This is a genomic window from Saccharopolyspora sp. NPDC000995 (assembly GCF_053599315.1).
In genome coordinates, this window is the sequence record NZ_JBSFLZ010000018.1 from 1 (window position 1) to 20,637 (window position 20,637).

Here is a 20,637-nt window from a genome sequence, read left to right on the forward strand (position 1 = left end):
CCAAAACAGTCCGCTGTTGAGTTCTCAAAGAACACACCCACACCATCACCCGACCCCACCCAAGGGACCCGCAGCTCCGGGGAGCATTTCCTCTTTTGGCTCGCCCACCCTGTCCACCGAAGGTGGAAGCTTGGTTCGCGACCCGCTGCCAGGCCCCGGTCCGGTTTCCCGTCCCGTGTCGCTCTGACTCGCATAAATTTACACACCCCCGAAACACTCCCGGCAACCACCCCCCTTAAGTACCGAAACAGCAGGTCAGAGGGTGATCTCCAGGTCGAAGAGCGCGGCCAGCTCGGTGACCGTCGAAGCGACGTCGCTGTGGTGGACGCCGACCATCCCCGCACCGGCCGCGCCGGCCACGTTCCGGGGAAGGTCGTCGACGAAAACGCACTGACCCGGCTCGAGTCCCAGTCGGCGGGCGGCCAACAGATAGATCTCGGCGTTCGGCTTCGAGACACCGACCGCTCCGGAGCGCACCACCGCGTCGAACAGATCAGCCAAATCTGGATCGCAAAGGCCGCCGACGTTGGATACCAGCGCGGTGCGAATCCCGGCGCCGCGAACGCAACGGGCGACCTCGACCAGCGGCGGCGCACCGGACGGATCGTTGCCCTGATCGTCGAGCACCCCGGCGTAATCCAGCAGCAGCCCCTTGAGATCCACGGCCGCACGCTCTCACACGATCGAAGTGTTCCAGGGCCGAAGGTGACCGGATCCGCAGCGCAAGTTCCTCAGTTAAGCGGGGACAGTCCGCCGCACGCCCGGAGGTGCCATGACCGCAGTGCTGACGATCGAGACGCCGCTGGCCCAGACTGTGGCCGGTAGCAGCGCTTCCGCCCTCGCCGAGTTCATCGGCGAGCAGGTCTGCGAAGTGCTGTCCGGGCGCCGCGCTTTACACGAGGTGCGCGAGCACGTCTCGCGGGAAGTGGCTGGGCTGCTGCTGACGACCCGGCTGCACGCGGCACAAGGCCCGGACTACCGGCTGCGTTCCATTCACGCCTGCCTGGTCACCGGGTTTGCGGTGGAGGCCTGCATGATCGTCGGAACGCGCTACCGGGTCCGGGCCCTGGTCATGCGCATCGAACAGGACAACGGGCACTGGGTTTGCACCCTGTTGTCCCTGGTTTGATCAGCGCTTCTTCTGCTTCTTCGCCTCGGCTCGGGCGGCCGCCCGGCGCTCGCGACGGGTGCCGCCGCGCGCCTCCGGGCCCTGGTCCGCGTCGCTGCTGGTCTCCACGCCGCCGGCCTCGTTCGGCCCGGAGTAGCTCAGCCCCTGCTGCTGCGGCGAACCGAGGCCCTTGCCGCGCAGCGCGGACGGGACCTGCTCGCCGTCACCCGCCGGAGCGAGCTGGCTCAAGGCGGGGCCAGCGGACGCGGGCCGGGCTCGCCTGGGACGCGGTTGCGCGGCCTGCTGCGGGGCCGGTTGTGTCGGTCGCGGGGCCTGCGGCACGTCCGGAGTTCCGCTGGCAACCTGGCTGACCGACACCGGAACCGTCGGGGCCTCCGGCGCGGGCTGCGGCTCGGCCGCCTCGACCTGGACGTTGAACAGGAATCCGACGGACTCCTCCTTGAGCGCCTCCAGCATCGCCCCGAACATGTCGAAGCCCTCCCGGCGGTACTCGATCAACGGGTCTCGCTGCGCCATCGCCCGCAGCCCGATGCCCTCCTTGAGGTAGTCCATCTCGTAGAGGTGTTCGCGCCACTTTCGGTCCAGGACGCTGAGCACCACCCGGCGCTCGAGCTCGCGCATCGCGCCCGGCCCGACCTTGCCGTCGACCTCGGCCTCGCGTTTCGCGTACGCGTCGCGCGCGTCCTCCCGGACCAGTTCCAGCAGGCGCTCCTTGGACAGGTCCTCCTCGTCCTCGACGAGCGCTTCCCAGCTGATCGACACCGGGTAGAGGGTCTTCAGCGCGGTCCAGAGCTTCTCAAAGTCCCAGTCCTCGGCGTAGCCCTCGGCGGTCTCCGCGTCGGTGTAAGCGGTCACCACGTCGGTGAGCATGTGCATGACCTGCTCGTGCAGGTCCTCACCGGCCAGCACGCGGTGCCGTTCGTCGTAGATGACGGTCCGCTGCTGGTTCATGACCTCGTCGTACTTGAGGACGTTCTTGCGGATCTCCATGTTCTGCTGCTCGACCTGGGTCTGCGCGCTGCGGATGGCGCGGCTGACCATCTTGTGCTCGATTGGCACGTCGTCGGGCACCTTGAGGCGGGTCATCACTGTCTCGACCATCGCGGCGTTAAAGCGCCGCATCAGCTCGTCGCCCAGCGACAGGTAGAACCGAGACTCGCCGGGGTCGCCCTGCCGGCCGGAGCGGCCGCGGAGCTGGTTGTCGATGCGCCGCGACTCGTGCCGCTCGGTACCCAGCACGTAGAGGCCGCCGACCTCGCGGATCTCGTCGCCCTCGGCCTTGGCCTGCGCGGTGATCTTCTCGACAACCGCAGGCCATTCGGCTTCGTACTGCTCGCGGTTTTCTACCGGGTCGAGGCCGCGGCTGCGCAGTTCGGCATCCGCGAGGTGGTCGATGTTGCCGCCGAGCACGATGTCGGTACCGCGACCGGCCATGTTGGTGGCGACCGTGACCGCGCCCTTGCGACCCGCCTCGGCGATGATCGTGGCTTCTCGCGCGTGATTCTTCGCGTTCAGCACATTGTGCGGGATGCCCTTCTGGGTGAGCAGCTTCGACAGATACTCGGAGCGCTCCACGCTGGTGGTGCCCACCAGGACCGGCTGGCCCGCCTGGTACCTCTCCTCGATGTCCTCGGCGACTGCCTCGAACTTCGCCGGCTCGGTCTTGTAGACCAGGTCGGGCTGGTCGGCGCGGGCCATCGGCTTGTTGGTCGGGATCGGCACTACACCGAGCTTGTAGGTGGTGTGGAACTCGGCCGCCTCGGTCTCGGCCGTACCGGTCATGCCGGCCAGCTTGTCGTAGAGGCGGAAGTAGTTCTGCAGCGTGATCGTGGCGAGAGTCTGGTTCTCGGCCTTGATCTCGACGCCTTCCTTGGCCTCGATCGCCTGGTGCATGCCCTCGTTGTAGCGGCGCCCGGCCAGGATGCGGCCGGTGAACTCGTCGACGATCAGCACCTCGCCGTCGCGGACGATGTAGTCCTTGTCGCTCTTGTAGAGTTCCTTGGCCTTCAGTGCGTTGTTGAGGTAGCCGACCAGCGGGGTGTTGGCCGCCTCGTAGAGGTTGTCGATGCCGAGCTGGTCCTCGATGAGGGTGACGCCGTCTTCGGTGACACCGACGGTGCGCTTGCGCTCGTCCACCTCGTAGTGCTGATCGCGCTTGAGCATCGGGGCGAGCCGAGCAAACTCCTGGTACCAGCGCGAGGACTGGTCGGCGGGACCGGAGATGATCAGCGGCGTCCGTGCCTCGTCGATCAGGATGGAGTCGACCTCGTCGACGACGGCGAAGTTGTGTCCGCGCTGCACGCAGTCGGACAGGCTCCAGGCCATGTTGTCGCGCAGATAGTCGAAGCCGAACTCGTTGTTCGTGCCATAGGTGATGTCCGCCGCGTAGGCCTTGCGCCGCTGCTCCGGCGTCATGTCGGCCAGGATCGCGCCGACTTCTAGGCCAAGGAAGCGGTGCACGCGGCCCATCCACTCGGCGTCCCGGCGTGCCAGGTAGTCGTTGGTCGTAACGACGTGCACACCATTGCCGGTGATCGCGTTGAGATAGGCGGGCAGCACGCAGGTCAGGGTCTTGCCCTCACCGGTCTTCATCTCAGCGATGTTGCCGAGGTGCAGGGCCGCGCCACCCATCAGCTGCACGTCGAAGTGGCGCTGGCCCAGAGTGCGCTTGGCGCCCTCCCGGGCCACCGCGAAGGCCTCGGGCAGCAGTTCGTCGAGGACTTCGCCTTCGGCGTGTCGGCGTTTGAACTCGTCGGTCTTGCCCCGCAGCTCGGCGTCGGACAGTGCGACGACGTCCTTTTCAAGCTCGTTGATGTGCGCCGCGATGTTGCGCAGACGCTTGAGCATCTTGCCCTCGCCGGCGCGGAGCAGTCGGGACAGGACCATCCGGTCGACCTCACTAGCTGATCGTGACGCGTCCGTCACGGACGCTTTGTGGCCATCGTATTAGAGCTGGTCGTGGGAACCCGCGATACGGTGCGGCCCGGCGGACCCCACACGTAGCTGTCCCCCGCGAACCACGGTACGCGGGGGACAGCCGTTCGGGTCGGCGTTGGCGCAGACTCGCCCTACAGGGCGTCCGCCAACCTGATCACTCCGTAGTCGAAGCCCTTCCTCCTGTAGACCACGCTTGGCCTACCGCTGTCGGCGTCGGAGAAGAGGTAGAAGTCGTGTCCGACCAGTTCCATCTCGTAGAGGGCCTGGTCAACGGTCATCGGTTTGGCCGGGTGTTCCTTTTCTCGGACGACCCGACCGGGTTGGTACCCATTTTCCGCGGCCATCCGCTGTTCCGGTACTTCGGCGGCGTACTCGTCCACCTCCCGGGGCGCTTCCAGCAGCGCGGTCCGGCCTTCGGCCGCCGCGGCGCCCTGGCCCATCACCACGGGCCGGCCCGCCATCGCTGCGGTCGCCTCTGCCACAGAAGTCGGGTTGTGCTGTCCGTAGTGCACCTTTCTACGGTCGTGCATGCGCCGGAGCCTGCTCTCCAGCTTGGTCGTCGCGGCGTCGAGTGCGGCGTAGAAATCGCCGGCGCAGGCCTCGGCACGAACGGGCGTGCCCTTGCCCATCAGCGTGATCTCGACTCGCTGGCAGTTCTTGGCCTGGCGGGGGTTCCGCTCGTGGAACAGTTCCACATCAGCCCGAATGGCCTTCTTGTTGTACCGCTCAAGCCGGGTCAGCTTCGCATTGACGTGTTCCCGGTAGTGCTCGGGAACCTCTACGTTGCGACCCTTGACGACGATGTCCATTCACGACCTCCGTTCCTTGCGTGCCGTAGGCGAGGTGTGCACGGCGGGCGCCGCGGAAGGCGATCAGCTCACCTCCGGCGCCAGGGACATGGACTTTCCTTCCCTCCGCCTCGGTTGGCTGGATTGAGTGGCACGTTAGCTCGGTTTACCGATTTGTGACACCCCCCTTGTCGGGCGACGTCAAGCGGCCACCGAGAGTGATTGTTGCCACCGTTGGAAGCAGGCCCCGGGCGTGCACCACCCATCCATGGAAACTCATCGGGACCGCAATTTTCACCCGTTTGGAGGCTACGCACAGTAGCTCCGCGCCGCGGTCGCCGAAGGGCTGGATTGTGCCTGCTCACAATGGGAAAACGCGTGGGCGACAGGTGAAGTTCCCGAGGCCGTTCGGGGAACCGCGATCCACCCGAATGCTTCAGCCCGCCGTCGCGGTCAGGCTGAGCACCGCAGCGACTTCGACACCTGCGTTTCCGAGCACCGCCACGCAGCTCGCGGCTGTCGCCGCGGTGGTGATGACGTCGTCGATCAGGGCCACTTGCGCCGTCGGCGGTGGAATTCGACCTGTCCGGCCGAGCACTCGGCCGGACAGGTTGCGCACTCGTTCGGCCGCATCCAGACCGGCCGAGTCCGCCGCGCGACGTGCGGTGATCAAGCAATCCGCGACGACCGAGGGTTGCCCGGAAGCGGTCAGCGCGGTCGCCGTCCGGTGCGCGATGCGGGACATGTGCGGGCCACCCCGGCGGCGGGAGGCGATCGCCCTCGATGGCGCCGGCACCAGGCACCACGCCTGGTCGAGCCGGTGCTCCGCAGCGATCGCGCACAGCCCGACCGCGAGGTGCCGGGCCAGCGGCTCGGCTAGATGGCGGCGGCCGGATTCCTTGTAGGCGAGCACCGCACGGCGGGCCGCGCCCCGATACCTGCCGAGCGCGTACGCCGGTGGGCCCTGTTCCAGCAGCGGTCGCTCGACGCGGCGGAGCCCGCCCAGCTCGCGCGAGCAGCCCCGGCACCAAGCCGTGCCCGCCACGTCGCAGCCCGCGCAGCGCAGCGGCAGCATCAGGTCGACCAGCCCGGAAAGCCCGGCGCCGAGCCAAGGAACGTGCATTGGCAGATCGTGCCGCAGACCGCTCGCCCGACTCACCGACGCGTGTCGGGTCGGATCAGCCGGGAAAGAACGGGAAGGAGCCACCGCGGATCGGGACCGGAAGCAGAGACCAGACGTCGTCGGTGTCCCGGGACTCCCAGATCCCGCTGCGGTCTCCGACGACCACCCGGCCACCGCTGGCGACAGTCACCGCTTTCAACGGCTGGCCGAGGTTCGCCGCGGTGAACGGGGCCCAGCGGAACCCGTCGACCGACACCTCGAAAACCGGCGTGGTGTTGCTGTCAGTGACCGCCACCAGCGAGTCGTTCCGCAGCCACTCGACGCCGGTGATCCGCACTGCCTCCGGGGCCGGCAGCTCGATCGGCCGCTGCAGCACCACCCGATCGTCCTGATCGGACACGCCGGCCACCACGAGCCGCCCGTTGACCACCGCCGCGACCCGGGTGCCGTCGCGGGACAGCCGCAGGTCGTTGATCGGCCCGCGACCGGAGAGCGCCCCGGCATCTACTTGACGCGGCACCCAGCTGTTGCCACTGGCCAGCGCGCGGACCACGTCGCGACCGTCCACAACGGTCCACACCTCGGATTTCCCGCGCCAGGTCGGTTTGCTCATGTCGGCACCGGTCGTCGGGAGTTCGGGCAGGTGCCCGCCATAGCGGCCAACCCGCAGCTCGACACCCACTCCACCGGGGCGTCGGGTGACCGCCGCTAGCTGTGCGCCGTCGGGCGACTGCCCAGCCCGGAGCACGTCGTACTCGCCCGAGCCGGCCGGGCCCGGGATCGGCGGCGCGTTCTCGTTCAGGACCACCAGTCGCTCGTCGACCACGGCCAACCCGGGCAAGTCCTGACGCGGGATGTTGTTGGTCTCATAAGACCCGAGGTCGGTGGGCCACAGGTCCTTCCCGTCCAACAGCAGCGGCGAGCCCTCCACCTTCAGCCGCACGCGTGCGTTGCTGACGCTTTGCAGGGTGAACACGACCTGGGCCGCGATCAGCCGACGGTTTTCACGCGGCAAAGTGCCGAGATCGCTGAGGTTGACCTCCAAGGCACCGTCCCTGGTTTCAGTGGGGTTGGTCTTCGGATGCACCCCGGCGGGGATGGCCGTGTGCATCGCCGACTGCAGACCTTCGGACGGCCCGCTGGTCAGCAGGTCGACGACCCGCCTGGGCAGCGTGCTCGCCGGCTGCGACACCACGTACCGCAAATCCGGGACGACGCCGGTCGAATCGTGGTCCATGAAGTAGATCGGGACCGCCCGGTACACGGCGTTGAACGAGCTCCTGCTGGTGACGAGTTCGGGTGGTGGCGTCGCGATGCGCCACTCGCCATTGGGCTGCCGCTCCACGCGCACCTGCGTCTGGTACTCACCGGTCTCGGGCACGAAGGACGAGTCCGGCAGAAGCCGCCCCACCTTGTCGGCCTGCAGGCCGACCATCTGCGCACCGTCGGGCAATTGCACGGTCGGCTGCGCCGGGATGGTGTCAACGTTGTCCACGATCAGTAGGCCCGACGGCGGGGCCCAAGCCCGGCCGACCGGCGGGGAGAGGTGCAGCCGGGCCGACTCGTGGTTGCTCACCGGGACGGCGGACGAGTTGACGAAGCTGCGGACCAGGGCGAGCGGGTCGGTGCCGCTGGGTGGCTGGGGCACCGGCGCGGTCGCATTGCTCTCATCGACCGCCCGGACCGCCTTCGGATCCGAACTCTCCGGGATCGATGCGCACGCCGACACTGACAGCAGCAGGGCCAACAGCACCGCCACCCGGCGGACGAGACGCACGTCCCTCACTTGTCCTCCCAGGTCTCCTCGGACAGCCGCGCCGGTCCGAGGTCACGGATCTCCCATTCACCGAGCTCCGCTGCCTCGCCGTCCTGCGGCGGACCGACGCCGGCTGCGAGCAGCGCCTCCGGCGCCGCGATGCGGCGGGTGCCGGCCAGCTGCAGCGGGCTTTCGTCGAATGAGTCTCCCGGCCGTCGGGGCAGGGTGAGCCGGAAGCAGGAGCCCTCGCCGGGCTCGCCCCACGCGTCCAGCCTGCCGCCGTGCAGCCGGGCGTCCTCCTGACTGATCGACAGCCCGAGGCCGGTGCCGCCGGTGCGCCTGTTCCGGGACGGGTCGGCCCGCCAAAACCGGGTGAACACCAGCTCGGCCTCGCCCGAGCGCAGCCCGACGCCGTAGTCCCGGACGGTCACCGCGACGGCCTGCTCGTTCCCGCCGAAGCGGATCTCCACCGGCCCTCCTTCGGCGTGGTCGATGGCGTTGGCCACCAGGTTCCGCATGATCCGCTCCACCCGGCGCGCGTCGGCGACGATGGTGAGGTCCGCGCCCGCGGCGGACGGCGCGATCACCCGCAGCGCGACACCACTGGTGTCGGCGATCGCGCGCAACGACTCCACCGAGCGCTCCGCCAGCCCGGTGAGGTCCAGCGGCTCGGCGGCCAGGTCGGCGACGCCGGCGTCCAGCCGGGAGATCTCCAGCAGGTCGGCCAGCAGCGACTCGAACCGGTCGAGTTCGTCCACCAGCAGCTCGGACGAGCGGGACAGACCGGGTGGGAACTGCTCGCGGGAGGCGTGCAGCACGTCAGCGGCCATCCGCACCGTGGTCAGCGGGGTGCGAAGCTCGTGGGAGACGTCCGAAGTGAACCGGCGCTGCAGCTGGCTGAACTCCTCGAGCTTCGTGATCTGGTGTTTGAGGCTGTCGGCCATCTCGTTGAACGACTCGGCCAGCCGGGCCACGTCGTCTTCGCCGATCACCCTCATCCGCTTGTCGAGATCGCCCTCGGCAAGCTGCTCGGCGATCTGCGCGGCCTGCCGCACTGGGCGCACGACCTGGCGGGTCACCAGGTTCGTGATGGCGCCCAGCAGCACCAGCAGCACCAGCGCGCCGAGGAGCAGGGTTTGCTGCACGACCCGGAGGGTGTTCTGCTCGGCGGTCAGCGGGAACAGCAGGTAGACCTGCAGCGGCCGGGTCGCGGTGCTCACCGGGGTGCCCACCGCCAGCATCGTGACGGGGCCGGTCTCGTTGGTCACGGTGGTGATCTTGGTGGTCAGCTGGCCGCGTTCGACGAACTGGCGCAGGTCGTCCGGCACGTAGGAGATCGGGCCCGCCGCCGGTTGCAGCCGCCGGTCACCCGGCGCGCGCCCGTCGACCAGCACCGGCTCGAACGCCCCGGCCACCGTGTCGGTCGTCGACTGCCCGGAGGAAGTCGTCGTCAGCCGGTTCAGCGCGGCCTGCAGCTGTTCTGCGACGTTGTCCGCGTTCGGGTCGACCGCGGTCAGTTCGCGCTCCAGGATCGGCTGGCTGACCTCGACCTGCGAGATCGCTGCGGTCTCCTTGGCGGTCAACAGCTGCGAGGTGATCTGCCACTGCAGCACCATGCCCAACACGAAGACCACGGCCATCGACAGGGCGAGGGTGCTGACCACGACGCGCAATTGCATCGAGCGTCGCCACAGCGCCTCGAAGCGGCGCCACCGGCTGCGGACCTCTTCGCGGACACGGCTGACCAGCCGCTGCACCAAGCGGCCTCGACGCGTCCACACGCTCACGGCAACCGTCCCCCGGGCCCTCCGCGACTACGACCCGGCTAGCAACTTTGTCAAAGGCTCGACCGACGACCTACACCGGTGCCAGCGACCGGTCGCGAGACCACTGCGCGCGGTGGGAGGTCTGCCGCCCAAGCCGCTCCTTCCACCACGCACGCATTTCGCACACCTCGTCCTCCAGAGGCGGGCCGGGCACGGTACGGTCCCCGGGGCTGCGACACCACCCCGGAACTGCGCTTGGAAGAGTCGGGGCGCTTGCTCGCGAGCAGGCGCCCCGACTCTCGATCCTCGATCACGAACATCACGGGGGGCCGGCCTTGTAACCGACGCCACGGACAGTGAGCACCACCTCGGGGCGCTCCGGGTCGCGCTCCACCTTGGACCGCAGGCGCTGGACGTGGACGTTGACCAATCGGGTGTCGGCGGCATGCCGGTAACCCCATACCTGCTCCAGCAGGACCTCGCGGGTGAACACCTGGCGCGGCTTGCGGGCCAGCGCCACAAGCAGGTCGAACTCCAACGGGGTCAGCGCGATCGGCTGGCCGTCGCGGGTCACCTCGTGGCCGGGCACGTCGATGGTCACGTCGCCGATGGTCAGCACCTCGGCCGGCTCCGCATCGGTCCGGCGCAGCCTGGCCCGCAGCCGGGCGACCAGCTCCTTCGGCTTGAACGGCTTGACCACGTAGTCGTCGGCGCCGGACTCCAGGCCCAGCACCACGTCGACCGTGTCGCTCTTCGCGGTCAACATCACGATCGGCACGACGGACTCGGTGCGGATGGCCTTGCAGACGTCGATGCCGTTCATCCCCGGCAGCATCAGGTCCAGCAGGACAAGGTCCGGCTTTAGCTCCCGCAAGGCAGGCAACGCCTTGGTGCCATCACTGACGACGGCGGTCTCGAACCCCTCGCTCCGGAGCACGATGGTCAGCATTTCGGCCAGGGCCGGATCGTCGTCCACCACGAGCACGCGTGCCTTCATGGCCAACATGGTTGCACTTGTCACCCCGCCGCCGTGCATCCACCCGCTGATCGTCGCCGCAGGTCGCGGCACAGCGACCGGTTCGACCCAACCAATACCGCTGAATGGAGTACTCCGGTCAGTGGTTTTGCACACCGCCGGAACTCCACCGCGGGTGTCTATCGAATCACGCCGCGTAGCAACGAGAACTCGGCCTGGACCTGCGTCTTCGGGCGAATGTGCACTTAGGACTGTTCCGCGCGGGACCGCCTGCCGATCACCGCACCAGGACGTGCGAGTCGACGAGGGCCGCGAAGTCCACGTGGTTCACGCCGTCCACCACGACCCATGGCGACCACCAGCTCTCCGCCGCGAGCTGCTCGTAGACCTTGCCGCAGCGCTGCTGCAACGACGCATCCGACTCGAAGGCATCGCGCTGGCGGTCCACTTCGGTCCGTTCGCGGTGCTCGGCGCGGGCGGCCGCTACCTCCGACGGCACCTGCAGCAGGATCTGCAGATCCGGTTTCGGCAGCGCGAAGCGCGTCACCTCCAACTCGTAGATCCAGGCGACGAAGTCGCCGTGGCCGTCCTGGTGGAGCCGAGCGGCGCCGTAGGCGGCGTTCGAGGCGACGTAGCGGTCAAGGATGACGACGTCATGCGCGCGGAGGTCCGCGCGCAGCGAATCCGTCGCGGCGCGGCGGTCGAGCGCGTTGAGGACGGCCATGCCGTGGACGGAGTCGCCGAGATCGCCGTGGCGACCGCGAAGCGCCTCGGCGAAGAGCTCAGCGTGGACGTCGTCCGTGTAACGCGGAAACGCCGAGCGCGCCACGGAGCGGCCGCGAACGGTCAGCTCCGCCTCGATCCCGTTGGCGAGCGTGCGCTTGCCAGCGCCGTCCAGACCCTCGATGACGATTAGTCGACCCACGCCAATGACGGTAGTCGAGTCGGTCGCCTCCCATCCGGATGCCCTCGACCACTCGCCTGAGTGCACGAATCCGTTTCTTCCACAAGCGGTTCTTCGGTATACAACGGGTATGCCGCAGGAACCATTTTTGTCGAGCGACAGTCACCTGGACCGGCAACACCGGCGACGGCACCGCTCGTACCGCGGCTACAGCCGCGAACACGTCATTGACATCGCCGGCACGCCGCCGAAGGCGTCGGCCGATCCCGCTTTCGGCGGCGATCCCCAAAGCCGCAACCCGGAAGACCGCCTGGTCGCGGCTTTGTCCGAGTGCCACATGCTGTGATACCTCGCGCTGTGCAGCACCTCGGGCGTCGTCGTCACCGCCTACCAGGACGACGCGAGCGGAGGCATGGTCGAAGACCCCGACACCGGTGGGCACTTCACCGAGGTCGTGCTCCTCCCACAGGTGATGACTGCCGACGCGGCGATATTGCCGCTAGCCGAGAAGCTGCACGAGCAGGCGCACATCAAGTGCTTCATCGCCAACTCGATCAGCTTCCCGGTCCCGCCACGAGCCCGAGATCACCACCCCAAGTGACGTTTGCCGGGGACTCCGCCGACAGGCGGCGGATTCAGGCGCAGGTCACCACCGACCGGCGCTGCTCGCTAAGTCCTCTCATCAGCACCCGCGCTTTTCCCGGGAATGCGATCAAACTTGCTGGTCCGCGCGACGCAAACCGGCCCCGCCGATTGCCTTGCGCACAACTGCGGCCGTCTCACCCGAGCCGGGACCAGCTGCTCCGGACGGGGCCACAACCCCACCGCCGCGCCAAACCAGCCCGGAAACCTGCGGGGAATCCGGGACATGGAGTACTCCGGACGATCACAATCGGAGGGGCATAGCTCGCCAGATGTCGATCAGCGGTGGAGAATCGCCACCGACATTTCGACGATCAACCTTTCGGGAGGATCCAGTGCAAATACCCGGGCCCGACACCCGCGTCGTCGAGCTGCGGGTACACGGCATCCTCGGCACTACGGGCAACGAGCTGACCGATTCGGTGGCCTCGGTGGACGTCGCCGGCGACGGCATGGGTCGCATCATGCGCCCGGCCGACCGGCTGCGCCGTCCCGTTCCCGGACCGATGCTGTCGGCCGGAGACCGCTCGGTGCCCCGCATCGTCGAAGGCTACGTCTGGGGTGGCATGACCTCCGGCGGCCTGGCCAAGGCGACCTGGGCCCTGCTGTTCCCGTTCGCGCTGGCCAACATGGCCCACTGGATGTTGCCGCCGGCCAACTCCGGCAACCCGCTAAGCGGCGCGCTCTCGTCCGCGCTACGCGCGCTGCTCCGGCTCTCCGCCGTACTGCTGACGATGCTGTTCGTAGCTCAGCTGACGGTCGTCACCCTGGACCTGGTCGCCGCGCAATGCCTCCAGCCCGGTGTGCCATGCATGGAGTTCGTCCCCGAGGCCGTCCGGCACATCGACATCCTGCGCTCCTCGGCCGGCCTGCTGCCTGTTGGGCTCGTGATCCTCCTCATGTATCGATTGTCCACTGTGTCATGGCAGGTATCCGCGCCGAAGAACGACAAACCGCAGTACTCGGCCCGAGCACCGATGCTGCCCGGCGCGAATGTCGTCGCTGACCCGGACACCCCCGCACTGCGCGCACTGCACATCGTCGCCGCACTGTCCACAGTGGCTTTGGTCGCGCTCGGTGGGCCGTTCGCGATCAGCGCCGATCCGCGTTGGCTAGTCGCCGCAGCACTGCTCGCCATCGCCGTGATCGGAACCGTCGCGCTCGACGACCCGGCCCGAATGCACCTCGACGGTAAAGAGAAGACGCTTCGGAGCGTTCTCAGTCGCACTCCGCGCCGCGCACTGATCTCCACCGGCGTAGTGCTGCTGTGCTCGGTCGCGTTCCTCCCCGGACCTCTGGCGGGCGAGCTGCCGGGCTCGGGCGCCACGATCGACGCGATCACCGGCGCGCTGGTGATCACCTGCCTGGCGGTGGCCGTCCTGCTCGCGCCCGTCGCACTGCTGGCACGGCCCGGCTGGAAGGCTTGCCCGCCCAGGCTCCGCCCATGGGCCGGCGGCTGGATGGCCGCTCCAGTACTGATGGTCGCGTGCATGCTCGGCAACGGGTTCGGCGCGGGCCTCGGGCTGAGCGTGAGCAAAGCGCTCTCCGCCTCGCACGACCCCGGCGACCCGGTGCTGCTCCTGCCCGCCGCGTACGACGACGTGACGATCTTCTGGGGCACGACCGCCGTGCTCCTCCTGGCTGCCGCGATCATCGGAACCCCGTGGATGCTGGTGAAGCAGTGGCGCGCGGGACGCACCGACAACGACGGTCCCGGCGGGGACGGCCCGGACGGTTCCTTGGGAGCCGACGACTCGATCCCCGACGAGGTCGCCCTGCTGCACGCCGGTCGGCCTGCTGACCAGCGCGCGGCGGCCAACGCTTGGAAGTGGGCGGACCTGCAGCGCCGCTATTCACATCTCGTCCTCCTCGTGATCGCTGGGGTGCTGGCGGTCAGCGCCGCGTTGGCCCTGGTGGCGCGGGTTGCTGAATTGCCGGGCTTCGCCTGGTATGGCTGGCTGGTCGGAGTGGGGGTCGCCGCGCTAGCGACGCTCGCCGTCGGGTTGCTGCGGATGGTGTACCTGGCCGCCACCAAGCGCGACACGGCCCGCTACCTCGGCGTGCTCTGCGATCTGGCCCTGTTCTGGCCGCGCGAGGCGCATCCCGTGGTGCCACCGTGCTACGCGCTGAAGGTGATCCCCGAACTCGCCGCCCGCGCCACCGAGCACCTCACCGACCCGAACACCCGCGTGGTGCTCGTCGGGCACAGCCAGGGCAGCCTGCTCGCGACCGTCGCGACCGCCCGGCTGCTGGAGTCGCTGCCCGAGGCCGACCGCGAACGGGTCGGACTGGTGACCGCGGGCTCTCAACTCCAGTGGGCGTACCCGCGCGCGTTCCCCGGCGTGGTGCCGCACGCGTCGTTGCGCGACCTCGCCGGCGCGCTCGGCGGTCGCTGGCGCTCGCTGTGCCGCGGCACCGACCCGATCGGCGGCGCCGTGACCACCTGGAACCGGCAGGTATACGACGGCATGCTGATCGGGGTCGGGCTCCGGGCCGACGGCACCGAGGGGCCACTGCCAGCCGCCACTCGCGGACCGACCGGCGCTCTGGTGCTCGGCAGCGACCACTGGCTCCCGGACCCGCAGCGCGGCCCGTTCTCCTGCCGCCGCTGGGTTCCCGGCGTGCTCGGGCACACTGACTACAGCGGCGACCCGGAATGGGACCGCGCCGTCGCGATGGCAGCAGGCTTGGAAACCCCGGTCCGCGGGGCCGCTCTGCCGCTACGACCGCAGACCCCGACCCCGGCACAGGTCCCGGCCGCGACGCAGGTCCCGGCCACGACGCAGGCTCCGGCCAGCACGCCGAAGGCACCTCACCTTACGGCGCAGGGCGGTGACGGCGGGTCCCTCGGCGAGACCGTCGAGGAATTGGCCCGCAAACCGGTCGACGACGAGGAGACGGAGACGACTCGGGTCGACGAGCGGGCGCGGGCCACCGCAGTGGTGCCGCGGCAGCAGGATGCGAAGCCCCGACCGGAGCCGTCGGTGCCACCAGAGATCACCGAACCCCGCGGCCGTACTGCCCCGTGGGAACGCGGCATGGCGCTGCGCTCCTCCGATCGCTGAGCAGCGTCGGACCGCTGACCACCGGACGTTGGGCGTCCGAGGGGCCACCACGACAGCACACCACGCTCTATGCCTGGCGGAGGGCCGCCTCCAGGCATGGACCACCTCGGCGGCGGTCCACCCGAAGACCTCGCCTCACGCGCAAACTCGGCGCGCGCGAAGCAGCCATCAGGGCCCGCGCCTGTCCTCCACCCAACTCCCTCCGCCCTGCTGGACGAGCGCGCGGCGGAGTGAACGTTCCTGGTCACAGCTGATTTCGATGTCATGCATCCCATGATCCAGGCCCGAGACCTGAAGGTCACCACTCAGTCAGGTGAACATCAGTTCGAATGAAATACGAAAAAGCGGCGCCGCCCTCGTGGGGCGGCGCCGCTTCGATCAATCAGCGCATCGCTGCTCTACTCGGTCGAATCCACGTCGCGGGACACCGCGCCCCCCGCGGCCACCTCGTCGGCCTGACGTTGACCCAGCCGCGAGTGGCTGCGGCTGTACAGGAAGTAGATCACCACGCCAGCGGCCATCCAGACCACGAACCGGACCCAGGTCAGCGCGGTCAGGTTCAGCATCAGCCAGATGCAGGAGATGACCGCCAGGATCGGCACGAACGGCACGAGCGGGGCGCGGAATCCGCGCGGCAGGTCGGGCCGGGTCCTGCGGAGCACGATCACGCCGAGAGAGACGAGCACGAAGGCGAACAGCGTGCCGACGTTGACCATCTCTTCCAGCTTGTCCGCTGGGAAGAACCCGGACGCGACGACCACGACCACACCGACCAGCACTGTCGCCCGGACCGGGGTGCCGGTCTTCGGATCGGTCTTGGCCAGGCCGCGCGGCACTAGGCCGTCGCGGGACATCGCGAACAGCACACGGGTCTGCCCCAGCAGCAGCACCATGACGACCGTGGTCAGACCGGCTAGGGCACCGACCGCGATGATCGTCGCCGCCCAGGTAATGCCGTGCTGGGCGAACGCCGTGGCCAGCGTGGAGCGGGTGCCGTCCTCGGCCGTGGCGAGGTCGGTGTAAGGCACCATGCCGGTGACCACCATCGCGACCGCGACGTAGAGCACGGTGACGATCGCCAGGCTTCCGAGGATGCCGCGCGGCGCCATCTTCTGCGGGTTGCGGGTCTCCTCAGCGGTGGTGGCCACGATGTCGAAGCCGATGAACGCGAAGAACACCAGCGATGCCGCTGCCAGCAGGCCGAAGACGCCGTAGGTGCTGGTCTCGCCGCCGAGGATCAACGACAGCAGCGACTGCTCCAGCTTCGGGCTGTCCTCCGTGGCGGTCTGCGCCGGCGGGACGAACGGGGTGTAGTTCGACGCGTTGATGTAGGCCAGGCCGACCACGATGACCAGCAGCACCACGGCCACCTTGATCAGCGTGATCACGAGGCTGACGCGTGCCGACAGCTTCGTGCCGACGGCCAGCAGGGTGCACAGCACCACCGTGAGCAGCACGGCGCCCCAGTCGAACTGCAGCGGCCCGAGCGGCAGCACCGTGGGCACTTCGATGCCGATCAGCTTGAGCACCTGCTCCAGGTAGATCGACCAGCCCTTGGCCACCGCGGCCGCCGCGACGGCGAACTCCAGGATCAGGTCCCAGCCGATGATCCAGGCAATGAACTCGCCGAACGTGGCGTAGGAGTACGTGTACGCGCTGCCCGCGACCGGAACGGTGGATGCGAACTCGGCGTAGCACAGCGCCGCCAACCCGCAGGCGATCGCCGCGAGCACGAACGCGAGTGATACCGAAGGACCAGTGACATCGCCTGCGGTTCTCGCGGCGAGGGTGAAGATGCCGGCACCGATGACCACGGACACGCCGAAGACGATCAGGTCCCAGGTGCCGAGGTTCTTTCGTAGCTTGGTGTCCGGTTCGTCGGTATCCAGAATGGATTGTTCGACCGACTTGGTTCGCCACAGCCCAGTGCCTGGCACTGTCGCCTCCCTCAGTAATCCCAAATTGTGGATCGCACCTTAACCCCGGAATCTCTCGATCGGTACTCGCTGACTTGAGTCCGGCACCCGATTCGTTAACGCTTTGTGATGCGTCTCCATCATGCAGATGGGATTCACCCGGTCGTAGCCCGGCCCCGTTCCAAGTCCGGTTCGAGGTAGATGAGGTGCGCCGCGGGCACCTTCGCCCTGATCCTCGCCTCGGCACCGTCGATCTCGGCGGCCACCTCCCGCACCGACAACGACGGGGAGAGGCCGATCTTGGCGGCGATCAGCAACTCGTCCGGACCGAGGTACTGGGTGCGGATGTGGATGACCTTCTCGACGCGCTCGGACTCGAGCTGCGCCACGATCTCGTCGAGCACGTCGCGGGCGGCGCCCTCGCCGATGAGCAGACTCTTCGTCTCGACGATCAGCACGATCGCGATCCCCCCCAGCAGGAGGCCGATGCACACGGTGCCGATGCCGTCCCACACCGGGTTGCCGGTCAGCACGGTGAGCCCGACGCCGCCGAGTGCGAGTACCAGACCGATCAGCGCGCCGAAATCCTCCAGCAGCACCACGGGTAGCTCCGGGGTCTTGGCCTGCCGGATGAACTGCCACCAGGACAGCCCGCCCTTGAGCGCCTTCGATTCCTTGATCGCCGTGATGAAGCTGAAGGACTCCAGGCCGATCGCGATCAGCAGGATGACCACCGCCACCCACGCCGACTCCAGCGGCTCGGGGTGCTGGACCTTGTGGATGCCCTCGTAGAGCGCGAACACCGAGCCCAGGCTGAACAGCAGCAGCGCGACGACGAACGAGTAGAAGTAGCGGTCCCGCCCGTACCCGAAGGGGTGCTCCTCGGTGGGTTTGCGCCGCGAGGTCTTCTGCCCCAGCAGCAACAGGCCCTGGTTCGAGGTGTCGGCGAGCGAGTGCACCGATTCCGCCAGCATCGACGAGGACCCGGTGAACAGGAACCCGCCGAACTTGGCGACGGCGATGCCCGCGTTGGCGGCCAGCGCGGCCACGATGGCCTTGGTCCCGCCTCCTGCTGACACGATGTTTCTCCCGATTCGGTATGCGAAAGCGGGCCGATGCCCGGCCCGATGACGGAAGAAATCTACCCGCTGCTTCCCGCGCGGGGGATCGAGTCCGCGGAAACGCGGGGTTTCAGAACGTGCCCGCGGCGGCGCGGAAGACTTGGGCGTTGCCGTCGGCGTCGAGCTCGACGGGGTGCACCTGCACGGCGGGGTCGGACGCCGCCAGCCACACCGAGTGCCCGCGTTCCAGCACCAGTTCGCGCGGCAACGACCCGTTGCCGCCGTGCGCGCCGCTGGTCAGCCGGACGCTTCCCCTGGTGCACAGCAGGATCTGCGGCCCGGCGGAATCCAGCCGGACCGGGCCGGATTCGGCCGGGGTCCAGTCCAATCTGGACAGCTCGAACTCGGCGGCTGGGGTCCGGTAGGCGGTCAGGTTGGCGTCCAGCGACTCGCCCTTGAGCACCCGCATGTTGCCGCAGGCGAAATCCAGCACCCGCAGCAGCTCCGGGACGTCGACGTGCTTGGGCGTCAGGCCGCAGCGCAGGATGTTGTCGGAGTTGGCCAGGATCTCGATGCCGGTGCCTTGCAGGTAGGCGTGCAGGTTCCCGGCGGGCAGGAAGATCGCCTCGCCCGGCTGGAGCACGAGCCGGTTCAGCAGCAAGCTGGCCAGCACCCCGGCATCGTTCGGGTAAGCCTCGCCGAGTTCGAGCACAGTCCGGCATTCGAGGGCGAACTCGCCGGGGCCGCGCACGTGCGCCACGCAGGCGTCCAGCAGGTCCGGCACAACTTCCCGCAGGTAGTGCTCGGGGAGCGTGATCCAGGTCGTGAACAGGGCGCGCAGCCCGTCTGCATCGGGTTGCGCGGCGATCAGCTCGCGGTGGGCGCGCAGGCTGGGCACGGCCAGTTCGTCCAGCAGCCGCACGGTGAGTTGCGCGTCGCGGAACCCGGCTAGTGCGTGGAACTCGGTCAACGCGCAAATCAGCTCGGGTTTCGCGGTGGAGTCCGGGTAATTGCGGTTGGGGGCGTTGCGGGCGATGCCCGCTTCTTCTTCCCGGCGGAAACCTTCTGCGGCCTGCGCCGCCGACGGGTGCGCCTGCAGGCTCAGCGGCTCGTCGGCCGCGAGCACCTTGAGCAGGAACGGCAACCGGCCGCCCCACCGGCCCACGCACTCCGGGCCCAGGTGGTGCGCAGGGTCGCTGTCCAACAGGGACAGCAGCGACACCTCTTCCCCGTCGGACCGGACCACCCGCGACGGATCTCCCGGGTGGGCGCCTATCCACAGCTCGGCTTCGGGGTGCGGTGCCGGGACAGGCCGACCGAGCAGATCAGCAATAGCGGTACGCGAGCCCCACGCATAGGGGCGCACCGCGTTCCGCAGTAGCTCCACAGTCGTTTCTCGCTTCCTCTTCCTCGCGTCTGCCCGTGCTCGACGCCTAGCACACCGCGCCGGACCGGCGGGCGGCATCGGGGCATCCCCCCGAACTTTCCCTCATTGCATCGCCAACGCCGGCCAGCCTGGCCCGTTCAAAGTTCCGGCGGCCAACCCCAGGTAAACAGCGGCCAGGTCGAACCGGGCGGCCAGCGCTGCGGACCGCAGCACGGCGTCGTCGCTCACCGACTCGCCGGGCGTGATGAGGTCCGCGCTGGGCAAGTCGCGCACAGCGGCTCGTTCGATGGCCTCCCCGTGTGCGTCGTGCCGCGCGCTGACCAGGAACACGCGCAGCAGAGCACCAGGGGTGTCTTCGGGGTCGGCGAACAGGTCCGCCTCGGATCCGACCGCCGCAGCGGCTCGGTGCAGCGCCCGCTCGGTGACCGCCTGCGGATAGTCGGCGACGTCGCAGGGCACTCCGGCGTGGCAGCCGAGTGCGAACGCGCCGTGCGCGGCGACTGCCGTGGATACCGGGTCGAGGCCCCAGAGCAGCGGGGTGCGGTCGGCCAGGCGCAACGCCAGCGACTTCGCGGGGTTGATCAACGACTCGTGGCTCGGGTGTGCGCGTTCGGCTTCCCGGTCGAGCACGTCGGCCAGGTGCTCGGCGTCGAAGCGCAGCAGCCCGAGGGCGCCGAGCGTGTTGAGCCCGGCCGCGAAGACATGTGCGAACGACAGCGCCGGCGGCACCGGGATGCGCGGCGGGAACACCTTCGCGCGGCCCGCACCAGCGGCGGCGACCGGACCGTTCGCCGGGACCGCGAGCACGACCGTCGCGCCGCGGCGACAGGCCACCGAGACCGATTCGGCCAGCACCGCATCGCCGACGTCGTCGGTGTGCGCGAAGACGACGTCCAACGCGCCGACCCATGCCGGGACGGCTTCGGCGATCACCATCGGAACCGGGCAGCGCGGCCCGGCGAGGGCGACTAGCAGGCTGCAGACGGCCGACCCCACGCCCGGCCGCGCCAGCAGCACTACGGCGCGCGGGCGACCGTCCGCGAGGTCGTCGAGCCCTACCTCGCGCGCGGTCTCCAGCGCGGCTCGGACCTGCGCTCCGGAGAGGGCGGCGAGCCGCAGCAGGCCACCGGAGTCCACGTCGGCCAACCTGGCCGGATCGTCGAAGAGACTGTCGTCCAGCACGAACG

16 protein-coding genes are annotated in these 20,637 nt (G+C 68.9%); 4 read left to right on the forward strand and 12 right to left on the reverse strand.

Annotated elements, in window-relative coordinates:
- Window positions 1-255: 255 nt before the first annotated feature.
- A complete protein-coding gene (locus tag ACWDKQ_RS09055) occupies window positions 256-663 on the reverse strand; it encodes an HAD-IA family hydrolase (RefSeq protein WP_450138216.1) in 408 nt (135 codons plus the stop codon).
- Window positions 664-772: 109 nt separating this feature from the next.
- Between ACWDKQ_RS09055 and ACWDKQ_RS09060 the strand changes: the two genes are divergently transcribed.
- Window positions 773-1,129, forward strand: coding sequence for an Rv3235 family protein (locus ACWDKQ_RS09060; protein WP_450138217.1), 357 nt, complete (start codon window positions 773-775; stop codon window positions 1,127-1,129).
- Here ACWDKQ_RS09060 and secA read toward each other — a convergent pair whose 3' ends face one another.
- The 7 genes from secA to ACWDKQ_RS09095 all read right to left on the reverse strand — a co-directional run bounded on the left by secA (window position 1,130) and on the right by ACWDKQ_RS09095 (window position 11,400).
- Window positions 1,130-4,015 (reverse strand): preprotein translocase subunit SecA, encoded by a 2,886-nt coding sequence (secA, locus tag ACWDKQ_RS09065; protein ID WP_450138218.1) that lies wholly within the window; start codon window positions 4,013-4,015, stop codon window positions 1,130-1,132.
- A 182-nt stretch (window positions 4,016-4,197) separates the two neighbouring features.
- The gene (gene hpf / locus ACWDKQ_RS09070) at window positions 4,198-4,875 is read right to left on the reverse strand and encodes a ribosome hibernation-promoting factor, HPF/YfiA family (RefSeq protein WP_450138219.1); all 678 of its coding nucleotides are present in this window, start codon (window positions 4,873-4,875) and stop codon (window positions 4,198-4,200) included.
- A gap of 415 nt (window positions 4,876-5,290) precedes the next feature.
- Entirely contained in the window at window positions 5,291-5,977 is a 687-nt protein-coding gene (locus tag ACWDKQ_RS09075) for a ComF family protein (protein WP_450138220.1), read from the reverse strand.
- Window positions 5,978-6,032: 55 nt separating this feature from the next.
- On the reverse strand, window positions 6,033-7,763 hold the full coding sequence (locus ACWDKQ_RS09080; RefSeq protein WP_450138221.1) for an LpqB family beta-propeller domain-containing protein: 1,731 nt from the start codon (window positions 7,761-7,763) through the stop codon (window positions 6,033-6,035).
- The gene (mtrB, locus tag ACWDKQ_RS09085) at window positions 7,760-9,520 is read right to left on the reverse strand and encodes an MtrAB system histidine kinase MtrB (RefSeq protein ID WP_450138222.1); all 1,761 of its coding nucleotides are present in this window, start codon (window positions 9,518-9,520) and stop codon (window positions 7,760-7,762) included. The genes ACWDKQ_RS09080 and mtrB overlap by 4 nt, the downstream gene beginning before the upstream one ends.
- Window positions 9,521-9,818: 298 nt before the next feature.
- Window positions 9,819-10,496 carry an MtrAB system response regulator MtrA gene (mtrA, locus tag ACWDKQ_RS09090; RefSeq protein WP_450138270.1) on the reverse strand — a complete coding sequence of 226 codons (678 nt, stop codon included), beginning with the start codon at window positions 10,494-10,496 and terminating at the stop codon, window positions 9,819-9,821.
- A gap of 256 nt (window positions 10,497-10,752) precedes the next feature.
- Window positions 10,753-11,400 carry a dTMP kinase gene (locus tag ACWDKQ_RS09095; RefSeq protein ID WP_450138223.1) on the reverse strand — a complete coding sequence of 216 codons (648 nt, stop codon included), beginning with the start codon at window positions 11,398-11,400 and terminating at the stop codon, window positions 10,753-10,755.
- Window positions 11,401-11,404: 4 nt separating this feature from the next.
- Between ACWDKQ_RS09095 and ACWDKQ_RS09100 the strand changes: the two genes are divergently transcribed.
- The 3 genes from ACWDKQ_RS09100 to ACWDKQ_RS09110 all read left to right on the forward strand — a co-directional run bounded on the left by ACWDKQ_RS09100 (window position 11,405) and on the right by ACWDKQ_RS09110 (window position 15,086).
- Window positions 11,405-11,725, forward strand: coding sequence for a hypothetical protein (locus ACWDKQ_RS09100; RefSeq protein ID WP_450138224.1), 321 nt, complete (start codon window positions 11,405-11,407; stop codon window positions 11,723-11,725).
- Window positions 11,726-11,791: 66 nt separating this feature from the next.
- On the forward strand, window positions 11,792-11,980 hold the full coding sequence (locus tag ACWDKQ_RS09105; protein WP_450138225.1) for a hypothetical protein: 189 nt from the start codon (window positions 11,792-11,794) through the stop codon (window positions 11,978-11,980).
- Between the two features lie 376 nt (window positions 11,981-12,356).
- Entirely contained in the window at window positions 12,357-15,086 is a 2,730-nt protein-coding gene (locus ACWDKQ_RS09110; RefSeq protein WP_450138226.1) for a hypothetical protein, read from the forward strand.
- Between the two features lie 398 nt (window positions 15,087-15,484).
- Here ACWDKQ_RS09110 and ACWDKQ_RS09115 read toward each other — a convergent pair whose 3' ends face one another.
- The 4 genes from ACWDKQ_RS09115 to ACWDKQ_RS09130 form a co-directional block, all read right to left on the reverse strand.
- Complete coding sequence (locus ACWDKQ_RS09115) at window positions 15,485-17,023, reverse strand: amino acid permease (protein ID WP_450138227.1); 1,539 nt, start codon at window positions 17,021-17,023, stop codon at window positions 15,485-15,487.
- Between the two features lie 134 nt (window positions 17,024-17,157).
- Window positions 17,158-18,081: a cation diffusion facilitator family transporter gene (locus ACWDKQ_RS09120; protein ID WP_450138228.1), complete on the reverse strand. Its 924-nt coding sequence runs from the start codon at window positions 18,079-18,081 to the stop codon at window positions 17,158-17,160.
- Between the two features lie 112 nt (window positions 18,082-18,193).
- Window positions 18,194-19,450: a mannose-6-phosphate isomerase, class I gene (manA, locus tag ACWDKQ_RS09125; protein ID WP_450138229.1), complete on the reverse strand. Its 1,257-nt coding sequence runs from the start codon at window positions 19,448-19,450 to the stop codon at window positions 18,194-18,196.
- 102 nt (window positions 19,451-19,552) lie between these two features.
- A complete protein-coding gene (locus tag ACWDKQ_RS09130; protein ID WP_450138230.1) occupies window positions 19,553-20,632 on the reverse strand; it encodes a hypothetical protein in 1,080 nt (359 codons plus the stop codon).
- Between the last annotated feature and the right edge of the window lie 5 nt (window positions 20,633-20,637).

What these genes read in the sequence shown, in the direction of transcription:
- mtrA (WP_450138270.1), bottom strand. Translation starts at nt 10,496, where the DNA reads ATGAAGGCACGCGTGCTCGTGGTGGACGACGATCCGGCCCTGGCCGAA.
- hpf (WP_450138219.1), bottom strand. Translation starts at nt 4,875, where the DNA reads ATGGACATCGTCGTCAAGGGTCGCAACGTAGAGGTTCCCGAGCACTAC.
- ACWDKQ_RS09060 (WP_450138217.1), top strand. Translation starts at nt 773, where the DNA reads ATGACCGCAGTGCTGACGATCGAGACGCCGCTGGCCCAGACTGTGGCC.
- ACWDKQ_RS09100 (WP_450138224.1), top strand. Translation starts at nt 11,405, where the DNA reads ATGACGGTAGTCGAGTCGGTCGCCTCCCATCCGGATGCCCTCGACCAC.
- ACWDKQ_RS09075 (WP_450138220.1), bottom strand. Translation starts at nt 5,977, where the DNA reads ATGCACGTTCCTTGGCTCGGCGCCGGGCTTTCCGGGCTGGTCGACCTG.
- ACWDKQ_RS09105 (WP_450138225.1), top strand. Translation starts at nt 11,792, where the DNA reads ATGGTCGAAGACCCCGACACCGGTGGGCACTTCACCGAGGTCGTGCTC.
- secA (WP_450138218.1), bottom strand. Translation starts at nt 4,015, where the DNA reads ATGGTCCTGTCCCGACTGCTCCGCGCCGGCGAGGGCAAGATGCTCAAG.